Annotated in this window: 17 protein-coding genes; 12 read left to right on the top strand and 5 right to left on the bottom strand. The window is 61.3% G+C overall.

All coding sequences use genetic code 11. The features are described from left to right. Nucleotides 1-43 precede the first annotated feature (43 nt). Nucleotides 44-904 carry a glycine betaine ABC transporter substrate-binding protein gene (locus tag BLS27_RS05815; protein ID WP_043206638.1) on the bottom strand — a complete coding sequence of 287 codons (861 nt, stop codon included), beginning with the start codon at nucleotides 902-904 and terminating at the stop codon, nucleotides 44-46. 217 nt (nucleotides 905-1,121) lie between these two features. Between BLS27_RS05815 and BLS27_RS05810 the strand changes: the two genes are divergently transcribed. Next, nucleotides 1,122-2,684 carry a glycoside hydrolase family 17 protein gene (locus BLS27_RS05810; RefSeq protein ID WP_090343641.1) on the top strand — a complete coding sequence of 521 codons (1,563 nt, stop codon included), beginning with the start codon at nucleotides 1,122-1,124 and terminating at the stop codon, nucleotides 2,682-2,684. A 67-nt stretch (nucleotides 2,685-2,751) separates the two neighbouring features. Here the strand turns inward: BLS27_RS05810 and BLS27_RS05805 are convergent, their stop codons facing one another. After that, nucleotides 2,752-3,117, bottom strand: coding sequence for a hypothetical protein (locus BLS27_RS05805; RefSeq protein ID WP_043206640.1), 366 nt, complete (start codon nucleotides 3,115-3,117; stop codon nucleotides 2,752-2,754). Nucleotides 3,118-3,341: 224 nt separating this feature from the next. Here BLS27_RS05805 and BLS27_RS05800 point away from each other — a divergent pair, with 224 nt between their 5' ends. Both BLS27_RS05800 and BLS27_RS05795 read left to right on the top strand, forming a co-directional pair. Continuing rightward, nucleotides 3,342-4,640: an alpha/beta fold hydrolase family protein gene (locus BLS27_RS05800; protein ID WP_043206642.1), complete on the top strand. Its 1,299-nt coding sequence runs from the start codon at nucleotides 3,342-3,344 to the stop codon at nucleotides 4,638-4,640. Nucleotides 4,641-4,713: 73 nt separating this feature from the next. Then, nucleotides 4,714-5,448 carry an MlaA family lipoprotein gene (locus BLS27_RS05795; RefSeq protein ID WP_371906668.1) on the top strand — a complete coding sequence of 245 codons (735 nt, stop codon included), beginning with the start codon at nucleotides 4,714-4,716 and terminating at the stop codon, nucleotides 5,446-5,448. Between the two features lie 70 nt (nucleotides 5,449-5,518). Here BLS27_RS05795 and BLS27_RS05790 read toward each other — a convergent pair whose 3' ends face one another. After that, nucleotides 5,519-6,676 (bottom strand): patatin-like phospholipase family protein, encoded by a 1,158-nt coding sequence (locus BLS27_RS05790; RefSeq protein ID WP_043206644.1) that lies wholly within the window; start codon nucleotides 6,674-6,676, stop codon nucleotides 5,519-5,521. A 15-nt stretch (nucleotides 6,677-6,691) separates the two neighbouring features. Next, nucleotides 6,692-7,627: a lipid A biosynthesis lauroyl acyltransferase gene (locus tag BLS27_RS05785; RefSeq protein WP_043206646.1), complete on the bottom strand. Its 936-nt coding sequence runs from the start codon at nucleotides 7,625-7,627 to the stop codon at nucleotides 6,692-6,694. Nucleotides 7,628-7,737: 110 nt separating this feature from the next. Between BLS27_RS05785 and minC the strand changes: the two genes are divergently transcribed. The 8 genes from minC (at nucleotide 7,738) to BLS27_RS23885 (ending at nucleotide 17,438) form a co-directional block, all read left to right on the top strand. Continuing rightward, complete coding sequence (minC, locus tag BLS27_RS05780) at nucleotides 7,738-8,499, top strand: septum site-determining protein MinC (RefSeq protein ID WP_043206647.1); 762 nt, start codon at nucleotides 7,738-7,740, stop codon at nucleotides 8,497-8,499. 96 nt (nucleotides 8,500-8,595) lie between these two features. After that, the gene (gene minD / locus BLS27_RS05775) at nucleotides 8,596-9,408 is read left to right on the top strand and encodes a septum site-determining protein MinD (RefSeq protein WP_043206649.1); all 813 of its coding nucleotides are present in this window, start codon (nucleotides 8,596-8,598) and stop codon (nucleotides 9,406-9,408) included. Between the two features lie 3 nt (nucleotides 9,409-9,411). Then, nucleotides 9,412-9,666, top strand: coding sequence for a cell division topological specificity factor MinE (minE, locus tag BLS27_RS05770; RefSeq protein WP_043206650.1), 255 nt, complete (start codon nucleotides 9,412-9,414; stop codon nucleotides 9,664-9,666). Between the two features lie 115 nt (nucleotides 9,667-9,781). After that, nucleotides 9,782-10,417, top strand: coding sequence for an RluA family pseudouridine synthase (locus BLS27_RS05765; RefSeq protein WP_043206651.1), 636 nt, complete (start codon nucleotides 9,782-9,784; stop codon nucleotides 10,415-10,417). Nucleotides 10,418-10,540: 123 nt separating this feature from the next. Beyond that, complete coding sequence (locus BLS27_RS05760) at nucleotides 10,541-11,830, top strand: M18 family aminopeptidase (protein ID WP_090343637.1); 1,290 nt, start codon at nucleotides 10,541-10,543, stop codon at nucleotides 11,828-11,830. Nucleotides 11,831-11,986: 156 nt separating this feature from the next. Continuing rightward, nucleotides 11,987-12,151 carry a hypothetical protein gene (locus BLS27_RS23785; protein ID WP_167358066.1) on the top strand — a complete coding sequence of 55 codons (165 nt, stop codon included), beginning with the start codon at nucleotides 11,987-11,989 and terminating at the stop codon, nucleotides 12,149-12,151. A 44-nt stretch (nucleotides 12,152-12,195) separates the two neighbouring features. Beyond that, nucleotides 12,196-14,334, top strand: coding sequence for a mechanosensitive ion channel family protein (locus tag BLS27_RS05755; RefSeq protein WP_043206653.1), 2,139 nt, complete (start codon nucleotides 12,196-12,198; stop codon nucleotides 14,332-14,334). Between the two features lie 161 nt (nucleotides 14,335-14,495). Beyond that, a complete protein-coding gene (locus BLS27_RS23885) occupies nucleotides 14,496-17,438 on the top strand; it encodes an RHS repeat-associated core domain-containing protein (protein ID WP_090343635.1) in 2,943 nt (980 codons plus the stop codon). 66 nt (nucleotides 17,439-17,504) lie between these two features. Here the strand turns inward: BLS27_RS23885 and BLS27_RS05745 are convergent, their stop codons facing one another. Beyond that, nucleotides 17,505-18,218: a UTRA domain-containing protein gene (locus tag BLS27_RS05745; protein WP_090343633.1), complete on the bottom strand. Its 714-nt coding sequence runs from the start codon at nucleotides 18,216-18,218 to the stop codon at nucleotides 17,505-17,507. Between the two features lie 323 nt (nucleotides 18,219-18,541). On the opposite strand from BLS27_RS05745, the gene BLS27_RS05740 reads away from it, so the two are divergent. Further along, entirely contained in the window at nucleotides 18,542-19,606 is a 1,065-nt protein-coding gene (locus tag BLS27_RS05740; RefSeq protein ID WP_090343631.1) for an ABC transporter substrate-binding protein, read from the top strand. Nucleotides 19,607-19,660 lie beyond the last annotated feature (54 nt).

Raw genomic sequence — 19,660 nt, 5'->3', positions numbered from 1 at the left:
CGGGTTTACCCGCGAAAACAGCAGAGTCGACTACAGAGTCTGATTACTTGCCGGTCCACTCCTTCACGCGCTCTGGGTGCTTGGCAACCCAATCCTTGGCCGCGGCATCGGGCTTGGCACCTTCCTGGATGGCCAGCATGACCTCGCCGATCTCATCCTTGGACTGCCAGTGGAAGTTCTTCAGGAACTCGGCCACTTCTGGCGCCTTGGTCGCCAGTTCCTTGCTGCCGATGCTGTTGACGGTTTCGGCGGCACCGTACACACCTTTCGGATCTTCAAGGAACTTGAGTTTCCATTTGGCGAACATCCAGTGCGGCACCCAGCCGGTCACGGCAATGGATTGCTGCTTGGCGTAGGCGCGGCCCAGTTCGGCAGTCATCGCCGCGCCGGAGCTGGCCTGCAGTTTGTAACCGTCCAGGGCGTAGTCCTTGATGGCCTGGTCGGTCTTGAGCATCACGCCGGAACCGGCGTCGATGCCAACGATCTTGTGCTTGAAGCTTTCATCGGTCTTGAGGTCGGCAATGCTGGCAGCCTTGACGTACTCCGGCACGATCAGGCCGATCTTGGCATCCTTGAAATTAGGGCCGTAGTCGACCACCTTGTCCTTGTTCTTGCCCCAGTATTCCCCATGGGTGACCGGCAGCCAGGCCGACAGCATGGCGTCGAGCTTACCGGTGGCCACACCCTGCCACATGATGCCGGTGGCGACGGGCTTGAGGTCCACGTCATAACCGAGTTTCTGCTTGATCACTTCGGCGGCCACATAGGTGGTTGCCACACTGTCGGACCAACCATCCACGTAACCTATGCTTACTTCTTTGGCCATTGCCTGTGCAGCGCTCACGGCCAAAACCAGGGCTGTCCCCACACCCAGGAAACGTCGCATTTTTGTAAACGTAGCCATCAAAGCATCCCCTCGTCAGGTCTCGGAAGTTGCATCATCATCCTCACACCATAGCCGACCTGCTCTGAGCACGACCTTTACCGACCGATAAACGACAGCAAATCGCCATCAATCACTGAGCCATCATGCGCCCTGCGTGATCCTTGCATGGTGAATGCTTGATCTAGAGCGTTTGCGGCTATCATCTAGCCCTTTGCACCTGACGACGGACCGCCCGATGCCCAGCAGCACACGCCTTCTGCCCCTCTACCTGATCGCCTGCTTGTTCGCCCTGATCGGGCTCGGGTCGCTCTGGTACGGGCTTGGCAAGCCTGTGCACCTGCCCGATGCGGCCAGCCCTACGCACAAATTGCAGTGCGCCTCCTATACGCCGTTCGACAAGGACCAGTCGCCGTTCGACCAACCCTTCCGCTTGCGTCCGGCCCGCATGGACGCGGACCTTGCGCTGCTGGCCGAGCGATTTGAGTGCATCCGCACCTACTCGATGACCGGTCTCGAGGCGATTCCGGGCCTGGCGCGCAAACATGGGCTGAAGGTGATGCTTGGCGCCTGGGTCAATGCCAACCCGGTGGACACCGATAAGGAAGTCGACGCGCTGATTGCCTCGGCCAACGCCAATCCGGATGTGGTCAGCGCCGTGATCGTTGGTAACGAGGCATTACTGCGCAAGGAAGTGACCGGCGACCACCTGGCTGGCTTGATCGCTCGGGTCAAAAGCCAGGTGAAGGTACCGGTGACCTATGCCGACGTCTGGGAATTCTGGCTGCAGCATCCGCAGATAGCACCGGAGGTGGATTTTCTCACCATCCACCTGCTGCCCTACTGGGAGGACGACCCCCGCGGCATCGACGATGCCTTGGCCCATGTGGCCGATGTGCGCCGACAGTTCGGCGCACGCTTTGCCCCCAAGGACATTCTCATCGGCGAGACCGGCTGGCCCAGCGAAGGGCGCCAGCGTGAAACCGCCACACCAAGCCGAGCCAACGAAGCACGCTTCATCCGTGGTTTCGTTGCATTGGCCGAAGCCAACGGTTGGCGCTACAACCTGATCGAAGCCTTTGACCAGCCCTGGAAGCGCGCCAGCGAGGGAGCAGTTGGCGGTTACTGGGGGCTGTACGACGCCGACCGTCAGGATAAGGGCGTGCTCGAAGGACCGGTGAGCAACCTGCCGTACTGGCCGCAGTGGTGGCTGGCAGGTGTGCTGCTGTTTGCGGCCACCTTGCTGCTGGCTGGACGACCTGGCAATCGGCACGCGGCCACGCTGCTGCCGCTGCTGGCCGCGCTGGGCGCGGCAAGCCTGGGGTTGTGGGGCGAGCTGGTGCGCACGAACGCACGCTTCACCGGCGAGTGGGTGTGGGCAGGATGGCTGGCCGGGCTCAACCTGGTAGTGCTGGCCCATGGCGCGCTGGCACTGGCCGCTCGCGGCGGCTGGCGCGAGCGTCTGTTCGCCTGGCTGGAACGTCACGCCCGATGGTGGCTGCTGGCGGCGGGTTTCGCGGCGGCGGTGAGCATGCTGGCGATGGTGTTCGACCCGCGTTATCGCAGCTTCCCAACGGCGGCACTGGTGCTGCCGGCAGTGGTCTACCTGGCGCGCCCCGTGGCGGCGCCCAGGGCTGAGATCGCGTTGCTGGCGCTCATTGTAGGGGCCGGGATCGCACCGCAGTTGTTCATAGAAGGAGTGAACAATGTCCAGGCGTGGGGCTGGGCGGTTGTCAGCGCGGCGATGGTCGCAGCGTTGTGGCGCAGTCTGCGCAAAAACCAAGAGGTGCCTTCACGGTAAACCCGCTCCCGCAACGCCCGCGGTGATTCGTACGGGAGCGGGTTTACCCACGAACAAAATCCCGGGTCTAGTTCGCAGGCTGCCGAACCAACCGCAACCCCGCCAGCACCACCGCGAATACTGCAATGCTCGCGGTATACAACACCAAAGCAGGAATCCCGAACAACAGCCCCAGCACCGCCAGCCCCCACCCGCCCCGCCCCGGCACCCACTGCGCCAGCAGCGAAATACCCAGCGCGCCCCAGGCCAGCACCTGATGATGGATGCCCAATCCCAGCAACGAGCGGGCCTGGCATTGCCAGTACCCCTGCGCCGCGCTGCACAGCCCGACCCAGCGGGCATCCTCCATCAGCCCGTAACGCACTCCATAGCTGGCCGCCAGCCACGCCGACAGCAACAGCAGGAACAGGGCGATGGGCAACGAGCGGGCCATGGGAACTCCAAGGGGTTGAAAACAAACGCCAGCATAAACGCCCGTGCCTACCTTGCAAGGCAAAATCCGCGCATGACGGCTATGTTCCAAGGATGACCGTTTGCCGCGCCGTAGACTGTCGCGGCAACATCTGGCACGACAAAGAACACTGCGGCAGGCAACTTTGCCCTGCCTATCATGGTCCTAGGTAGCGATTTGCCTTACGTACTTTCTTGGGGGATCCCATGCTTCGACCCTTGTGCCTCGTCGCCTCGCTCTGCGGCCTGCTCCTGGCCACAGCCGCCTCGGCGCGGGATATCGACGCCGCGAGCTATGGCTATCCGCTGACCAATCCGTTCGAGGCCACCATCGCCACCACGCCGCCAGAGCAGCGCCCGACGCTGCCCAACGACGAGGACATCAGCCAATCCGACTACAGCCTCAACCTGCGACCGGAGCGAGCCTTCACGCTGCCGGACAACTTCTGGCCCGTGCGCAAGCTCAAGTACCGTCTGGCCCGCCAGGATCACGAAGCACCGCTGATCTTCCTCATCGCCGGCACCGGCGCGCCCTATTCCAGCAGCATCAACGAATACCTCAAAAAGCTCTTCTACCAGGCGGGCTTCCATGTGGTGCAACTGTCCTCGCCCACCAGTTGGGACTTCATGAGCGCTGCCTCGCGCTTTGCCACGCCGGGCGTGAGCAAGGACGATGCCGAGGATCTGTATCGCGTCATGCAGGCCGTGCGTGCCCAACACCCGCGCCTGCCGGTGAGCGAGTTCTACCTCACCGGGTACAGCCTCGGAGCCCTCGACGCAGCCTTCGTCAGCCACCTGGACGAGACCCGGCGCAGCTTCAACTTCAAGCGGGTGCTGCTGCTCAACCCCCCGGTCAACCTCTACACCTCGGTCAGCAACCTGGACAAGCTGGTGCAAACCCGGGTCAAAGGCATCGATCGCAGCACCACGTTCTATGAGCTGATGCTCGAAAAGCTCACCCTGTACTTCCAGCAGAAGGGCTACATCGACCTCAACGAGGCGCTACTCTACGACTTCCAGAAGTCGCGCCAACACTTGTCCAACGAGCAGATGGCCATGCTGATCGGCACCTCGTTCCGCTTCTCGGCGGCCGACATCGCCTTCACCTCCGACTTGGTCAACCGCCGTGGTCTGATCACTCCGCCGAAATTCCCGATCACCGAAGGCAGCAGCCTCACGCCGTTCTTCAAGCGTGCGCTGCAGTGCGATTTCGAGTGCTACATCACCGAGCAGGTGATCCCGATGTGGCGAGCCCGCACCGATGGCGGCAGCGTGCTGCAACTGATCGACCAGGTGAGCCTCTACGCACTGGCCGACTACCTGCGGGAGAGCCCCAAGATCGCCGTGATGCACAACGCCGACGACGTCATCCTCGGCCCTGGCGATATCGGCTTCCTGCGCAAGGTGTTCGGTGATCGCCTGACGCTCTACCCTCATGGCGGCCATTGCGGCAACCTCAACTACCGCGTCAACAGCGATGCGATGCTGGAGTTCTTCCGTGGTTAACAAATTGCTGCTCGTCACCGCCCTGCTCGTCGCCGGCAACGCCCTGGCAGCCGAGACAGCGCCCCGCACCAGCGTGGTGGAAGCCGACAAGGCCGACTCCCCGACCGTCGAGCCCGACGGCTTCCTCGACCCGCTGCGCGAACTGAAATTCAACCCAGGGCTCGACCAGCGCGAGTTCGAACGCTCCACCCTGACCGCGCTGAATGTCTATGACCCGCTGGAGTCGATGAACCGGCGCGTGTATCACTTCAACTACCGCTTCGACCAGTGGGTGATGCTGCCGGTGGTCGACGGCTATCGCTACGTCACTCCACGCTTCGTACGCACCGGGGTAAGCAACTTCTTCAACAACCTGGGCGATGTGCCCAACCTGTTCAACAGTCTGTTGCAACTCAAGGCCAAGCGCTCGGCCGAGATCACCGCACGTCTGATGTTCAACACCCTCATAGGCGTAGGTGGATTGTGGGATCCGGCGACCAAGATGGGCCTGCCGCGCCAGAGCGAAGACTTCGGCCAGACCCTTGGGTTCTATGGGGTGCCTGACGGGCCTTACATCATGCTGCCGATCCTGGGGCCGTCGAACCTGCGCGACACTGCCGGGCTGGCGGTGGACTATGTGGGTGAACGGGAGGCGAACTTCCTCAATGTTGCCGATGCCAGCAGCGATCACCCGGAAATCACTGTGCTGCGGGCAGTGGACAAGCGCTACACCACCAACTTCCGCTACGGGCAGCTGAACTCACCTTTCGAGTACGAGAAGGTGCGCTACGTATACACCCAGGCACGCAAGCTGCAGATCGCCGAGTAGATCCTTCACCCCTTCGCGGGCAAACCCGCGCCCACACGTAGGAAACTGGTGGGCGCGGCCCTCGTCGGCATCAAGGCGGATTCAACCCCAGGAATTGACACAGTTCCCGCCGCTTGGCCAAAGCATCCTTACGCCCAAGCTCGATCAGTTCACTGCAATAGCTGGCCTCGAACAACAAGTAGCTCAACACCCCCGCGCCACTGGTACGGGTCGCCCCCGGCCCACGCAGGAACAGACGCAGCGCCGCCGGCAGTTCGCGGCGATGGCGCGCTGCGATTTCGTCCAGCGGCTGACTGGGCGCTACCACCAACACATCGATCGGTGCCAGACCCAGGCGCCGGGCATTGAGGTGTGCCGGCAGCAGGTGGCTGAGGTGGTTCAGGCGTTGGAGCAGCTCGATATCATCCTCGAGGCTGTCGATGAACGTGCTGTTGAGCATGTGCGCGCCGATTTGCGCAAGGCTGGGCTGCTGGCCACTGAATACCCGCTGGTTTGGCATCGGTGCCGAAGGCCGCTGCGGGTTGCCACTGACCCCTACCACCAGCACCCGGCTGGCGCCAAGATGCAGCGCTGGGCTGATCGGCGCCGACTGGCGCACCGCGCCATCGCCGAAGTACTCCTCGTCGAGCTTGACCGGGGCGAACAGCAACGGAATCGCCGAGCTCGCCAACAGGTGCTCGATGGTCAGGGAAGTCGGGACGCCAATGCGCCGATGGCGCAACCAGGGCTCGATGGTGCCGCGCCCCTGATAGAACGTCACCGCCTGGCCGGACTCATAGCCGAAGGCAGTGATGGCCACTGCCCTGAGTTGCTCGGCAGCCAGGGAATGGCCGATTCCATCAAGATCCAGATGTGATTGCAGCAGGCCCCGCAAGGGGCTGCTGTCGAGCAGCGCCACCGGGACCTGACCGCCGACCCCCAACAAATTGTGGCTGACGAAGCGGCTGGCCTGGCGGATGACACCGGGCCAGTCGCTGCGCAGCACAAGGTGGCTGCGAAAGTTCTGCCAGAAGGTCGTCAGCCGCTGTACCGCCTCGGTGAAGCGCGTAGCCCCGCTGGCCAGGGTGACGGCGTTGATGGCGCCAGCCGAGGTCCCGACGATCACGGGGAACGGGTTGGCCGCGCCCGGCGGCAGCAACTCGGCGATACCAGCCAGCACCCCCACCTGGTAGGCAGCACGGGCGCCGCCGCCGGAGAGAATCAGGCCTGTGGTGGGGAGTGGCGCCATCGTTGTCACTCGCGATCAGCGCTTTTTCTTGTCATAAAGCCGCGGCTCTCCCGGCGGACGCGACTTGAAACGCCGGTGGGCCCACAGGTACTGCTCCGGACATTCCCGCAGCACACCTTCGACCCATTGGTTGATACGCAGGCAATCGGCCTCTTCGGTCTCGCCGGGGAAGTCCTCCAGTGGTGGGTGAACGACCAAACGATAGCCGCTGCCATCCTCCAGGCGCTTCTGGGTGAAAGGGATCACCCGGGCCTTGCCCAGGCGGGCGAACTTGGTGGTCGCCGTGACGGTTGCGGCCTGAATGCCGAACAACGGCACGAAGATGCTCTGCTTGGCGCCGTAGTCCTGGTCCGGCGCGTACCAGATGGCGCGGCCGCCGCGCAGCAGCTTGAGCATGCCGCGCACATCGTCGCGCTCCACCGCCAGCGAATCGAGGTTGTGGCGCTCGCGACCACGGCGCTGGATGTAGTCGAACAGCGGGTTACCGTGCTCTCGGTACATGCCATCGATGGTATGGGCCTGGCCCAGCAGGGCGGCGCCGATCTCCAAAGTGGTGAAATGCACAGCCATCAGGATGGCACCCTGCCCCTCCCGCTGGGCGGCCTGCAGGTGCTCAAGGCCCTCGATATGGGCCAGGCGTGCCAAACGCGGCTTGGGCCACCACCAGCTCATGGCCATCTCGAAGAAGGCGATGCCGGTCGAAGCGAAGTTTTCCTTGAGCAGATGTTGCCGTTCGTCGCGCGACAGCTCCGGAAAACACAGCTCCAGGTTGCGCGCGGCAATACGCCGGCGCTCACCGGCGACCCGGTACATCAGCGCGCCCAAGGCACGGCCCAAGGCCAACAGGGCACGGTATGGCAACTGGGCGACCAGCCACAGCAAGCCAAGGCCCAACCAAAGGCCCCAAAATCGTGGGTGAAGAAAATACGGACGAAAACGCGGGCGTTCCATTGAAGCTTCCGGCAAGACAAAGGTGGCCATTCTACATCGGTTCGGCTGCGGTTGCGGCCAACGGGTCTTATCGTTATAAGTCAGGGCACTTTTTTCGCAACAAGCCGTCTATGCAGACCATGAGCCTCAACCCGACCTCCGATACCGCACCCGTCTTCCAGCTCAAAGGCAGCATGCTTGCCATCACTGTGCTGGAACTGGCGCGCAACGACCTCGAAGCCCTCGACCGGCAACTGGCGGCGAAAGTGGCCCAGGCCCCCAATTTCTTCAGCAATACCCCCTTGGTACTGGCCCTGGACAAGCTGCCGGCCGACTGTGGGACGATCGACCTGCCCGGCTTGATGCGCGTCTGTCGCCACCATGGCCTGCGTACCCTGGCCGTGCGCGCCAGCCGGATCGAGGACATCGCCGCGGCGATCGCCATCGATCTGCCCGTGTTGCCGCCCTCCGGTGCGCGTGAGCGGCCATTGGAGCCGGAGCCCGAGGTGAAGAAACCCGAACCCGCACCAGCTCCGCCACCACCACCGGCCGAACCGGAAGTGCGCCCCACCCGCATCATCACGACGCCGGTACGCGGCGGCCAGCAGATCTACGCCCAAGGCGGCGACCTGATCGTCACTGCCTCGGTCAGCCCCGGCGCGGAACTTCTCGCCGATGGCAACATCCATGTGTACGGCGCCATGCGCGGTCGCGCGCTTGCTGGCATCAAGGGCAACACCCGGGCCCGTATCTTCTGCCAGCAGATGACGGCGGAGATGGTCTCCATCGCCGGTCAGTACAAGGTGTGCGAAGACCTGCGTCGCGACCCGCTGTGGGGGGCTGGCGTGCAGATCAGCCTGTCCGGCGATGTGTTGAACATCACCCGTCTTTAACGGATACTTGCCGGCATTTTTAGCGCAACTTTTTTCCCGTTGCCGTTTTTTGTATTTGCAGGGACACGCGTCCCGTTTATTTAGGGGTGAAACACCTTGGCCAAGATTCTCGTGGTTACTTCCGGCAAGGGGGGTGTGGGCAAGACCACCACCAGCGCCGCTATCGGTACCGGCCTCGCACTGCGTGGCTACAAGACTGTCATCGTCGACTTCGACGTGGGCCTGCGTAACCTCGACCTGATCATGGGCTGCGAGCGCCGCGTAGTGTATGACTTCGTCAACGTGGTCAACGGCGAAGCCAACCTGCAGCAAGCCCTGATCAAGGACAAGCGCCTGGAAAACCTGTTCGTGCTGGCTGCCAGCCAGACCCGCGACAAGGACGCCCTGACCCAGGAAGGCGTCGAGAAGGTCCTGATGGAGCTCAAGGAGTCCTTCGACTTCGTTATCTGCGACTCCCCAGCCGGCATCGAGAAGGGCGCTCACTTGGCGATGTACTTCGCCGACGAAGCCATCGTGGTGACCAACCCGGAAGTTTCCTCGGTTCGTGACTCCGACCGCATGCTGGGCATCCTGTCGAGCAAGTCGCGCCGCTCCGAGAACGGCGAAGAGCCGATCAAGGAACACCTTCTGATCACCCGTTACCATCCTGAGCGCGTCGAAAAGGGCGAAATGCTCAGCATCGCCGACGTCGAAGAGATCCTGGCGATCAAGCTCAAGGGTGTGATCCCTGAATCCCAAGCCGTGCTCAAGGCCTCCAACCAAGGTATTCCAGTGATCCTGGATGACCAGAGCGATGCCGGTCAGGCATACAGCGACACTGTCGACCGCCTGCTGGGCAAAGAGAAGCCACTGCGGTTCATCGATGTGCAGAAGCAAGGATTCTTCGCGCGCCTGTTTGGAGGCAAGTAAACCATGAACCTTTTTGACTTCTTTCGTGGCAGACAGAAACAAAGCAGCGCGTCGGTAGCGAAAGAGCGTCTACAGATCATCGTGGCGCACGAACGCGGCCAGCGTAGCGAGCCGGACTACCTCCCAGCCCTGCAGAAAGAACTGCTGGAAGTGATCCGCAAGTACGTGAACATCGGCAGCGACGACGTGCATATCGAGCTTGAGAACCAGGGTAGCTGCTCGATCCTGGAGCTGAACATCACCCTGCCCGATCGCTGATCCAGCTATTTCGGGTCGCCCCTGTGGGAGCGGCTTGTCCGATGATCGTGCCAGCCCAGGCTGACGCAACCATTGGACAAGCCGCTCCCACAGTGCTTTCCAAAGAGACTTTGCAATGCCGCTGTCGAACGTCCAGATCCTCCATGAAGACGCTGCCATCCTGGTGGTCAACAAGCCGACACTGTTGCTGTCGGTGCCAGGTCGCGCCGAGGACAACAAGGACTGCCTGATCACCCGCCTGCAGCACAACGGCTATCCTGATGCGCTGATCGTTCATCGACTGGACTGGGAAACTTCCGGGATCATCCTGCTGGCCCGCGATGCCGACAGCCACCGCGAGCTTTCGCGACAGTTCCATGACCGCGAGACCGAAAAGGCCTACACCGCGTTGTGCTGGGGTCAACCGGCGCTGGACAGCGGCAGCATCGATCTTCCCCTGCGCTACGACCCACCGACCAAACCCCGTCATGTGGTGGACCACGAACAGGGCAAGCATGCCCTGACCTTCTGGCGCATCCTCGAGCGTTGCGGCGATCACTGCCGGGTGGAGCTGACCCCAATCACCGGGCGCTCGCACCAATTGCGCGTGCACATGCTCTCGATCGGCCACCCACTGCTGGGCGACCGCCTGTACGCCAACCCCCAAGCCCTGGCCGCCCACGATCGACTGTGCCTGCATGCGAGCATGCTGAGCTTCACCCACCCGGTGACGGGCGAGCGGTTGAAGTTCGAGTGCCCGGCACCTTTTTGAGCTACAAGCTTCAAGCGACAAGTTGCAAGAAATAGCCAAAGCGGATGGCGTGGAACTTGCCCAAGCTGCCGCTCTTGCTTGAAGCTTGCAGCTTAAAGCTTGAAGCTCGAACCGGAGTGAGTTATGCGCGATTCCCTGAATGCTGGCCTGATCGATTTCCTCAAGGCCTCCCCAACGCCTTTTCATGCGACCGCGAGCCTCGCCCAACGCCTGGAGGCCTCCGGCTATCAGCGCCTGGACGAGCGCGACAGCTGGGCGACGGTGCCGGGTGGCCGCTATTACGTGACCCGCAACGACTCCTCGATCATCGCTATCAAGCTGGGCAAGCAATCGCCATTGCTCGGCGGTATCCGCATGGTCGGCGCCCATACCGACAGCCCGTGCCTGCGCGTCAAGCCGCAGCCTGAACTGCAGCGCCACGGTTTTCTGCAACTGGGCGTCGAGGTCTACGGCGGCGCGCTGCTCGCGCCTTGGTTCGACCGCGACCTGTCGTTGGCCGGCCGGGTCACCTTCCGTCGCGACGGCAAGGTCGAGAGCCAACTGGTGGACTTCAAGCTGCCGATCGCGGTGATCCCGAACCTGGCTATCCACCTCAACCGCACCGCCAACGAAGGCTGGGCGATCAACCCTCAGCTCGAACTGCCCCCCATCCTGGCCCAGGTGGCCGGTGACGAGCGCGTGGACTTCCGGGCCCTGCTCACCGAGCAATTGGCCCGCGAGCACGACCTCAATGCCGACGTGGTGCTGGATTACGAGCTGAGCTTCTACGACACACAGGATGCTGCGCTGATCGGCCTCAATGGCGACTTCATCGCTGCTGCCCGCCTGGACAACCTGCTTTCCTGCTATGCCGGTCTGCAGGCCCTGTTGGCGGCGGACAGCGACGAAACCTGCGTGCTGGTATGCAACGACCACGAGGAAGTCGGTTCCTGCTCAGCCTGCGGCGCCGACGGTCCAATGCTCGAACAGACCCTGCAGCGCCTGCTACCCGATGGCGACGACTATGTGCGAACCATCCAGCGCTCGCTGATGGTCTCGGCCGACAACGCCCACGGCGTGCACCCCAACTATGCCGACAAGCACGACGGCAACCATGGGCCGAAGCTCAACGCGGGCCCCGTCATCAAGGTCAACAACAACCAGCGCTACGCCACCAACAGCGAAACCGCAGGCTTCTTCCGCCACCTGTGCATGGCCGAGGAAGTGCCGGTGCAGAGCTTCGTGGTACGCAGCGACATGGGGTGTGGCTCGACCATCGGCCCGATCGCCGCCAGCCATCTGGGCGTGCGCACGGTGGACATCGGCCTGCCGACCTTCGCCATGCACTCGATCCGCGAGCTATGCGGCAGCCATGACCTGGCGCACCTGGTGAAGGTGCTCACCGCGTTCTACCGTAGCCGCGAACTGCCCTGAGTGGCCCAAGGGCCGCTTTGCGGCCCTTTTCCCGGCATCGCCAGCACCCACCGATGCCCTGTCGGCATGCTCGATGCCTGTCCTTGATCAATCTCGCCTGCGTCCCGAGCCGCTATGCTTAAAGCATGGCCCTATCTTTCAGAAGGATTCCTGTCCATGACGTTCCTGTCGCTGTTCCTGCCGGTCTTCCTGTTCCTGCTGCTGCTAACCATTGGTTTCAGCCTGCGCGAACGCAATATCGGCGTGCTGATGATGTGGATCGGAACCCTGGGTATCTTCGGCCTCACTTGCTGGAAGATCCTGGAGCAACTGCCCTCATAAACCTCTACACTCGGTCAATCGTTTGACCTGAGGTAGATTTCCCGGTGCCTGCACTCCTGCGTTGCCTGTTCCTGCTGTTGTTCCTGTTCATCACCCCGGTCCAGGCCGCGGGCCTGCCAAGTCTGCTCGGATCGAGCGCGCCAGCGCAGCCGGAGGCGACCGAGCCTTTGGGCAAGTCGCTCGATGAGGTGATCAAGAACCTGGAAAACGACCAGCAACGCGCCAAGCTGCTGGCCGACCTGAAAAAACTGCGCGATGCCACCAAACAGTCGCAACCGACCGTCGAACAGGGCGTGCTCGGGCTGATCGGCGGCGCGTTGCACGACCTGGAAAAGCAATTCAGCGGCGACGCCAGCCCATTCCGGCGCTGGTCCCTGGAAATCGACCAGGCCCAGCAGGAGCTGGCGGCCCTGATCGTTCCCGTGCATCAATGGCCGGCGATCCTGTTCGGCTTCGCGGCGATCATCGCGGTCTGGAGCCTGCTGGCGTATGCCTTCAACTGGATCGGCCATCGCGTGCGCCTGCGCTTCGGCCTGACCGAAGAACTGCCCCAACACCCGCGCACCTGGGACTTGGTCCGCTTTGCCTTGCGCAAGCTGGGGCCTTGGATGGTTGCACTGGTGTTCACGGTCTACCTGAGCTTCGCCCTGCCCTCTTCCCTGGGCAAATCACTGGCCATGGTCCTGGCCTACGCCTTGGTGGTCGGCACCCTGTTCTCGGCGATCTGCGTGATCGCCTTCTCACTGCTCGACGGCCCACACCGTCATCGCGCCCTGTACATCCTGCGCCATCAGGCGTTCCGCCCGCTGTGGCTGATCGGCAGCTTCGCTGCTTTCGGCGAGGCGATGAGCGACCCGCGCATGACGACCGCCCTGGGCAGCCACTTGGCCCATGCCCTGGCGACACTGGCCAATGTGGTGGCGGCGATGTGCACCGGCCTGTTCATCCTGCGCTTTCGCCGCCCCATCGCTCACTTGATTCGCAACCAGCCGTTGTCCCGACGCCTGACCCGGCGAACCCTGAGCGACACCATCGAGATCCTCGGCAGCTTCTGGTTCGTACCGGCGCTGCTCTTGGTAGCTGTCTCGTTGTTCGCCACGTTCGTCTCGGCCGGTGACACCAGCACGGCCCTGCGCCAGTCGCTGATGTGCACCGTGCTGGTGGTGGTGTGCATGGTGCTCAACGGCCTGGTGCGTCGTCACGCGGCCAACCCCAAGCGCGCCAACCGACGCCAGGAGGTATACGCCGAGCGCCTGCGCAACTTTGGCTACGCTCTGGTGCACCTGTTCATCTGGTTGGTGTTCATCGAACTGGGCCTGCGGGTCTGGGGGCTGTCGATGATCAATTTCGCCGAGGGCGATGGCCATGAAGTGAGCATGCGCCTGGTGGGTCTGGCAGGAACCATGATCGCAGCCTGGCTGGTGTGGATCCTGGCCGACACGGCGGTACACCACGCTCTGGTGCGCTCACGCCGGGGCCTGGCCAACGCTCGCGCACAAACCATGATGCCGCTGATCCGCAACGTGATGTTCGTGGCGATCTTCATCATCGCAGTGATCGTCGCCCTGGCGAACATGGGCATGAATGTCACTCCGCTGCTCGCCGGTGCCGGTGTCATCGGCCTGGCGATCGGTTTCGGCGCCCAGTCGCTGGTAGCCGATCTGATCACCGGCCTGTTCATCATCATCGAGGACTCCTTGGCCATCGATGACTATGTGGATGTCGGTGGTCACCTGGGCACGGTCGAAGGCCTGACCATACGCACCGTGCGGCTGCGAGACATTGACGGCATCGTGCATACGATTCCGTTCAGCGAGATCAAGAGCATCAAGAACTACTCGCGCGAATTCGGCTATGCGATCTTCAGGGTGGCCATTCCCCACAGCATGGCGATCGACCAAGCGATCACCTTGATTCGCGAGGTCGGGCAGAAGCTGCGCAACGACCCGCTGATGCGGCGCAACATCTGGTCCCCTCTGGAGCTGCAGGGGGTAGAGAGCTTCGAATCAGGGTCGGCCATCTTGCGGGCGCGGTTCAAGACGGCGCCTATCAAGCAATGGGAGGTGTCGCGGGCATTCAATCTGGCCTTGAAGCGCCAGCTCGATGAAGCCGGGCTGGATCTGGCGACGCCACGGTTGTCGGTGCAGGTGGTGACGGCGGGTGGAGGCACGACCGCCGATTGATTCTCATCTGAGTACGACGGGGATGCCGCCATGCCTGGCGGCTTTTCCGATACGTCAAACAGCGCTTTCCGACTAGCAGTCAGCCATACAGCCAAATCAAGCTGATTCTTCACTCCCCTCTGGGGGTGGCGAAAAATCAACATGATCAAGGTAACTGCAAGTTGGGACACATAGACTTTTCACTTCATAACGGAACGCCTACGGTCACCGTCCGAGACAACCGAGGATTAGGCATCCGCGATATCGCTTATCATCGCCATCCCGATACACCCGAACAACTCGACGAACGCATCACCCGCCACCGGTTCAACGCCCTTGCGCAGCTTGAGCAAAGCATCGATCCTCGCCTCCATGAACGCCAAGCCGTGGACGCGACGACCCAACCCAATTACAAATTTCATAATTCGCTGACGGGCGATGTCCTGCGTAGCGACAGTGCCGACGCGGGCGTCACGCTCTCGCTCAACGATGTTCACGGCCGCCAGTGCCTGAGCATTGGCGCCACAGGCGTGCTCCATCGCTGGCACTATGAAACCCCACCGCTTGCAGGGCGATTGCTACACGTGAGTGAGCATATCGCCGAAGCAAATCCGCGCATCACAGAACGCTTGGTCTGGGGCGACAACACCCAGACTGCGAAGGATCAGAATCTTGCAGGCCGATGCGTGCGCCACTATGACACGGCAGGTTGTTGGCAGATGGACAGCGCCGGCTTGGCCGCAAGCGTACTTTCCGCCACCCAAAAGTTGCTGGCGGAAGGCACCGAAGCCGATTGGCAGGGAGAAGACGCGGCAGTCTGGGACAAGCTACTAGCACCGGATGCGTTCACGACCTCATATCGTATCGACGCGACGGGAGCTTCCATCGAGCAACGCGATGCGCTCGGCCATACCCAATGCCAGGCCTATGACATAGCGGGCATGCTGCGTAGCACTCGGCTGATCATGAAAGGTGGAACGACGCGGGTTATCTTGAAGGCTGTGGAATACTCCGCGTTCGGACAAAAGCTGCGGGAAGAACAGGGCAACGGCGTCATTACCACCTACACCTACGAACAGCGGACTCAGCGCCTCCTAGGCAGCAAGATCGAACGACGTGCCGGGCGCAGCGAGGCGAAAGTCCTGCAAGACATACGGTACGAATATGACCCAGTCGGTAATATCCTGAGTGTGCACAATGATGCGGAGGCGACGCGGTTCTGGCGTAATCAGAAGATCGTACCGGTCAATCGCTATGCATATGACAGCCTCTATCAACTGATCTCAGCCAGCGGCCGTGAAATGGCCGATATGCCCCGCCAAGGCCCTAAGCCTCCCTCCCCCACCATTCCACTCCCGACCAACGACGGGGCCTACACCAACTACACACGTCGTTACCAATACGATCGCGCTGGCAACCTGACGCGTATCTCACACAGCGCACCCGCCTCCAACAACAGCTATACCCTGGACATGACAGTGTCCAACCGCAGCAATCGGGCGGTATTGCATACTCTCGCCGACGATCCTGCCAAGGTCGATGCCCTCTTCGATGCAGCGGGCAATCAGTTACAACTGCAACCTGGCCAATCCCTTCATTGGACACCGCGCGGGCAGCTCGGCAAGTTCGTGTCACAGGCAGGTGATGACAGCGCTGTTGACCAGGAAAGCTATCGCTACGGTGCAGACGGCCAACGGATCGCCAAATACAACTCCCAACAGGCAGGCGCCCAAACGGGATACGTACTTTATTTGCCAGGGTTGGAGGTGCGCGCCCGTTTCAGGGACGATGCGATAAAAGAACTGCTTCACGTGATCACCATCGGCGAAGCCGGTAATGCTCAAGTGCGATTACTGCACTGGGAAACCGGCACACCGCCAAGTGTCAGCAATGACTCGCTGCGCTACGGCTATTCCAATCTCATAGACAGCGTCGGGCTCGAACTCGATAGCGACGGTCAAATCATCAGCTATGAAGAGTACTACCCCTACGGCGGCTCTGCGGTATGGGCCGCTCGCAGCCAGACAGAAGCCGATTACAAGACCGTGCGTTATTCAGGGAAAGAACGCGATGGCACGGGGCTCTATTATTACGGTCACCGGTATTACCAACCCTGGGTCGGGCGCTGGCTCAGTGCAGACCCTGCCGGTACGGTCGATGGACTTAATCTTTATCGAATGGTACGAAACAACCCCATTGCCTTAAAAGACAACAACGGATTGAATGCGGAAGGGTATTACCATGAGTTCCAAGCGCTGAAGAGCGCACCCAGTATGATCCGTAACACCAGGCTTCAAATTCAAGATTATATGCGAAGCCAAACCGAAAGCCGGATTATTTACGTGTTGATGTCGATCGTTTTGGAAGCGCTCGCTACGACCATTGGCATGGCCGGCGGCCTCCTGGGCGGTGCGGCGGGAGGGGCTATAGGAGGCGCTGTAGGAGGGGTTATCGCCAACGTTCCAGGAGCCGCTGTAGGCGCAACCTGGGGGGCTAGCGTAGGAGGGCTCGTCGGGAAAACCGTTGTAAAGAAAGCGGCAGAGAAAATACTCCCGCAGGCTGAGTTGACGCCAGACCTCGACATGACAAAAAAAATAAACGAAACGGCCGAAGGCGGCCTTGGGCATAAAATCAAACATTTCCTAGAAAAAGAAATAACCATGGAAAAGCTCCGTGAAAAAATAACCGATGATCAAATGACCAACGATGCAAACAAAGTGGCGACAGGCGTGGGTTTACCACAATACCCTCTTACCCTTCCCGTATCAAAAGCGATAAAAGTCGCCACAGAAGTGGAAAAATCAATAACCGTTACCACAAAACATGCAGTAGCCGGGGCAATACCTGCTCAAGTAGAGAATGCAAAAGGTGCCCTTCATGCCATTTACTCAAAGATAGACGCGCAATTCGGTAAGCTCAGCAGCATGCGCAGCCGTAAAAGCCTGTTGAGGCCTTTCATACCCGATGGCCCACGAGAGCTTTCCATTACATTGAATAATGACCCGTTCAACCCTGATGCATGGGTGGGAAGATCGGAGGTCGAGAAGCCTTACCAGGCAGCCTTGGCCGAACTGGATAAACTTAACGAACTGTACGTTAAGTACGAAAAAAAATTTCGTACTTAAGCGATCTCAACAACCGGCCCCGCCGGTCTGCTGCATGCAAGACCGGCGGTACCCCAATGCCTGAACTCACCCCGCCTCAGCCCGAATCCGTATCGCATCATGACGCCAATATTCAAGGTCACAGTCGATCAGATGCCCATGCTGGTCGCTGTTGACCCGGGTGACATGCAACCCCGGACTACCCGCCGAGACCTTGAGGGATGCGGCAGCCGGAGCCGGCAACGCGGTCGGCAGGATCTCGAAGCATACCCGGCCATAAGCGATCCCATAGGCTCTGGCATAGATCTCGGTCAGCGACTGACCAAGATCCAACTCCAGGATCCCAGGAAAATACCTAGGGTTCAGGTAATGCTCGGCATACAGCACCGCGCGCCCGTCGATACGCCGCAAGCGGCAGATCTGCACCACGCTGGACAACGCCGGCAAGCGCAACCGCGCACAGATCGCCGCCGAGGCCGGTTGCAACCGAGCAGACAGCAGCTCGGTACTGGGCACCCTCCCCTGCTCTCGGACCATGGCATGGAAGTGGCTGCGCTCGATCAGGTCATAAGTCAGCCGCTCCGGCGCCACGAACCAACCCCGCCGCTCCTCGCGATAAATCAGCCCCTGTGCCTCAAGCTGCACCAAGGCCTCGCGCAGGGTGATACGTGTGGTGTCGAACACCTCACTGAGCTTGCGTTCGGCCGGCAGCTTGCCGCCCGGCGCCAGCAGACCGTGTTCGATCTGCTCTTGCAGGGCATGGCAGATGGCTGTTACCGCGCGCGGTGGCGTCGAGTGCATCAAGGTTACCTGTATGGACTAGTCCAGCCCCAATGTTGGGCAATTGGAGAATAGTGCAAGCCTAGGGAGGGCTGATGAACATCCTGTGACAAAGACTACCAGTGCTGGCCTAGGAAACGAGCAAGGCCTTGCGAATAAAGGCCTGCGATCTGGTCTACGCTGTAGTGCCAGGGCCTGCATCGCAGGGTTGCGGGCCTGCTCGTACATCAAACTGTCACGCAACCGGCCTACCTTGGCTCGAGGATTGCTGACCTAGACCAAAGGTTCGCAAACGAACGGTTTTCCTACAACAACACTGCAAGGCCCCACCAAAGGAGCTTCGGATGAAAAAGTTCTTCATGGCGTCACTGCTGGGCTCGGCCATCGCCCTGTGCACCTCGGCCATGGCCGCCGATACCGATCTCAAGGCCCTGGAAGAGGCCGCTCGCAAGGAAGGCACCGTCAATAGCGTGGGCATGCCCGATGCCTGGGCCAACTGGAAAGGCACCTGGGCGGACCTTGCCAGCAAATACGGGCTCAAGCACAGCGACACGGACATGAGCTCGGCCCAGGAGATCGCCAAGTTCGATGCCGAGAAGGACAATGCCAGTGCCGACATCGGTGACGTGGGCGCCGCCTTCGGCCCCATCGCCGCCACCAAAGGTGTGACCCAACCGTACAAACCCAGTACGTGGGATCAAGTTCCAGAATGGGCCAAAGACAAGGATGGCCACTGGGCCTTGGCCTATACCGGTACCATCGCGTTCATCATCAACAAGGACCTGGTCAAGGAAAGCGAACGCCCGAAAACCTGGCACGACCTGGAAAAAGGCAAGTACAAGGTCGCCATCGGCGACGTAGGCACCGCCGCCCAGGCCGCCAATGGCGTGCTCGCCGCAGCCATCGCCTACAAGGGCGACGAGAGCAACCTGCAACCCGGCCTGCAACTGTTCACCAAACTCGCCCAGCAAAAGCGCCTGTCACTGGCCAACCCGACCATCCAGACTCTGGAAAAAGGTGAAGTGGAAGTCGGCGTGGTATGGGACTTCAACGGTCTGAGCTACCGGGAGCAGATCGATCCCAAGCGTTTCGAGGTGCTGATCCCGTCCGATGGCTCAGTGATCTCCGGCTACACCACTATCATCAACAAGTACGCCAAGCACCCCAACGCGGCCAAGTTGACGCGTGAGTACATTTTCAGTGATGCCGGCCAGACCAACCTGGCCATCGGGCACGCCCGTCCGATTCGCGCCGAGCACCTGAAGCTGCCGGCCGAGGTGCAGGCCAAGCTGCTGCCGAACGAGCAGTACAGCGCCGCCCAACCGATCAAGAATGCCGAGGCCTGGGAGGCCACTTCCAAGAAGCTGCCGCAGATGTGGCAAGAGCAAGTGATCATCGAGATGGAATAAAAAGCTTCAAGTGCCAAGCTGCAAGCTTCAAGTCAAAGCAGGTGATCGACATGC

The sequence above is a fragment of the Pseudomonas guariconensis genome (genome assembly GCF_900102675.1).
Classification (GTDB): domain Bacteria; phylum Pseudomonadota; class Gammaproteobacteria; order Pseudomonadales; family Pseudomonadaceae; genus Aquipseudomonas; species Aquipseudomonas guariconensis.
Note: the sequence above shows the minus strand (reverse complement) of the source record. Positions and strands in the feature narration are given on the sequence as shown.

Excerpts from the sequence above, each read along its gene's own strand:
- BLS27_RS05815 (WP_043206638.1), bottom strand. The coding sequence starts at position 904 with ATGGCTACGTTTACAAAAATGCGACGTTTCCTGGGTGTGGGGACAGCC.
- BLS27_RS05810 (WP_090343641.1), top strand. The coding sequence starts at position 1,122 with ATGCCCAGCAGCACACGCCTTCTGCCCCTCTACCTGATCGCCTGCTTG.
- BLS27_RS05805 (WP_043206640.1), bottom strand. The coding sequence starts at position 3,117 with ATGGCCCGCTCGTTGCCCATCGCCCTGTTCCTGCTGTTGCTGTCGGCG.
- BLS27_RS05800 (WP_043206642.1), top strand. The coding sequence starts at position 3,342 with ATGCTTCGACCCTTGTGCCTCGTCGCCTCGCTCTGCGGCCTGCTCCTG.
- BLS27_RS05790 (WP_043206644.1), bottom strand. The coding sequence starts at position 6,676 with ATGGCGCCACTCCCCACCACAGGCCTGATTCTCTCCGGCGGCGGCGCC.
- BLS27_RS05785 (WP_043206646.1), bottom strand. The coding sequence starts at position 7,627 with ATGGAACGCCCGCGTTTTCGTCCGTATTTTCTTCACCCACGATTTTGG.
- minC (WP_043206647.1), top strand. The coding sequence starts at position 7,738 with ATGCAGACCATGAGCCTCAACCCGACCTCCGATACCGCACCCGTCTTC.
- minE (WP_043206650.1), top strand. The coding sequence starts at position 9,412 with ATGAACCTTTTTGACTTCTTTCGTGGCAGACAGAAACAAAGCAGCGCG.
- BLS27_RS05765 (WP_043206651.1), top strand. The coding sequence starts at position 9,782 with ATGCCGCTGTCGAACGTCCAGATCCTCCATGAAGACGCTGCCATCCTG.
- BLS27_RS05760 (WP_090343637.1), top strand. The coding sequence starts at position 10,541 with ATGCGCGATTCCCTGAATGCTGGCCTGATCGATTTCCTCAAGGCCTCC.
- BLS27_RS23785 (WP_167358066.1), top strand. The coding sequence starts at position 11,987 with ATGACGTTCCTGTCGCTGTTCCTGCCGGTCTTCCTGTTCCTGCTGCTG.
- BLS27_RS05745 (WP_090343633.1), bottom strand. The coding sequence starts at position 18,218 with ATGCACTCGACGCCACCGCGCGCGGTAACAGCCATCTGCCATGCCCTG.
- BLS27_RS05740 (WP_090343631.1), top strand. The coding sequence starts at position 18,542 with ATGAAAAAGTTCTTCATGGCGTCACTGCTGGGCTCGGCCATCGCCCTG.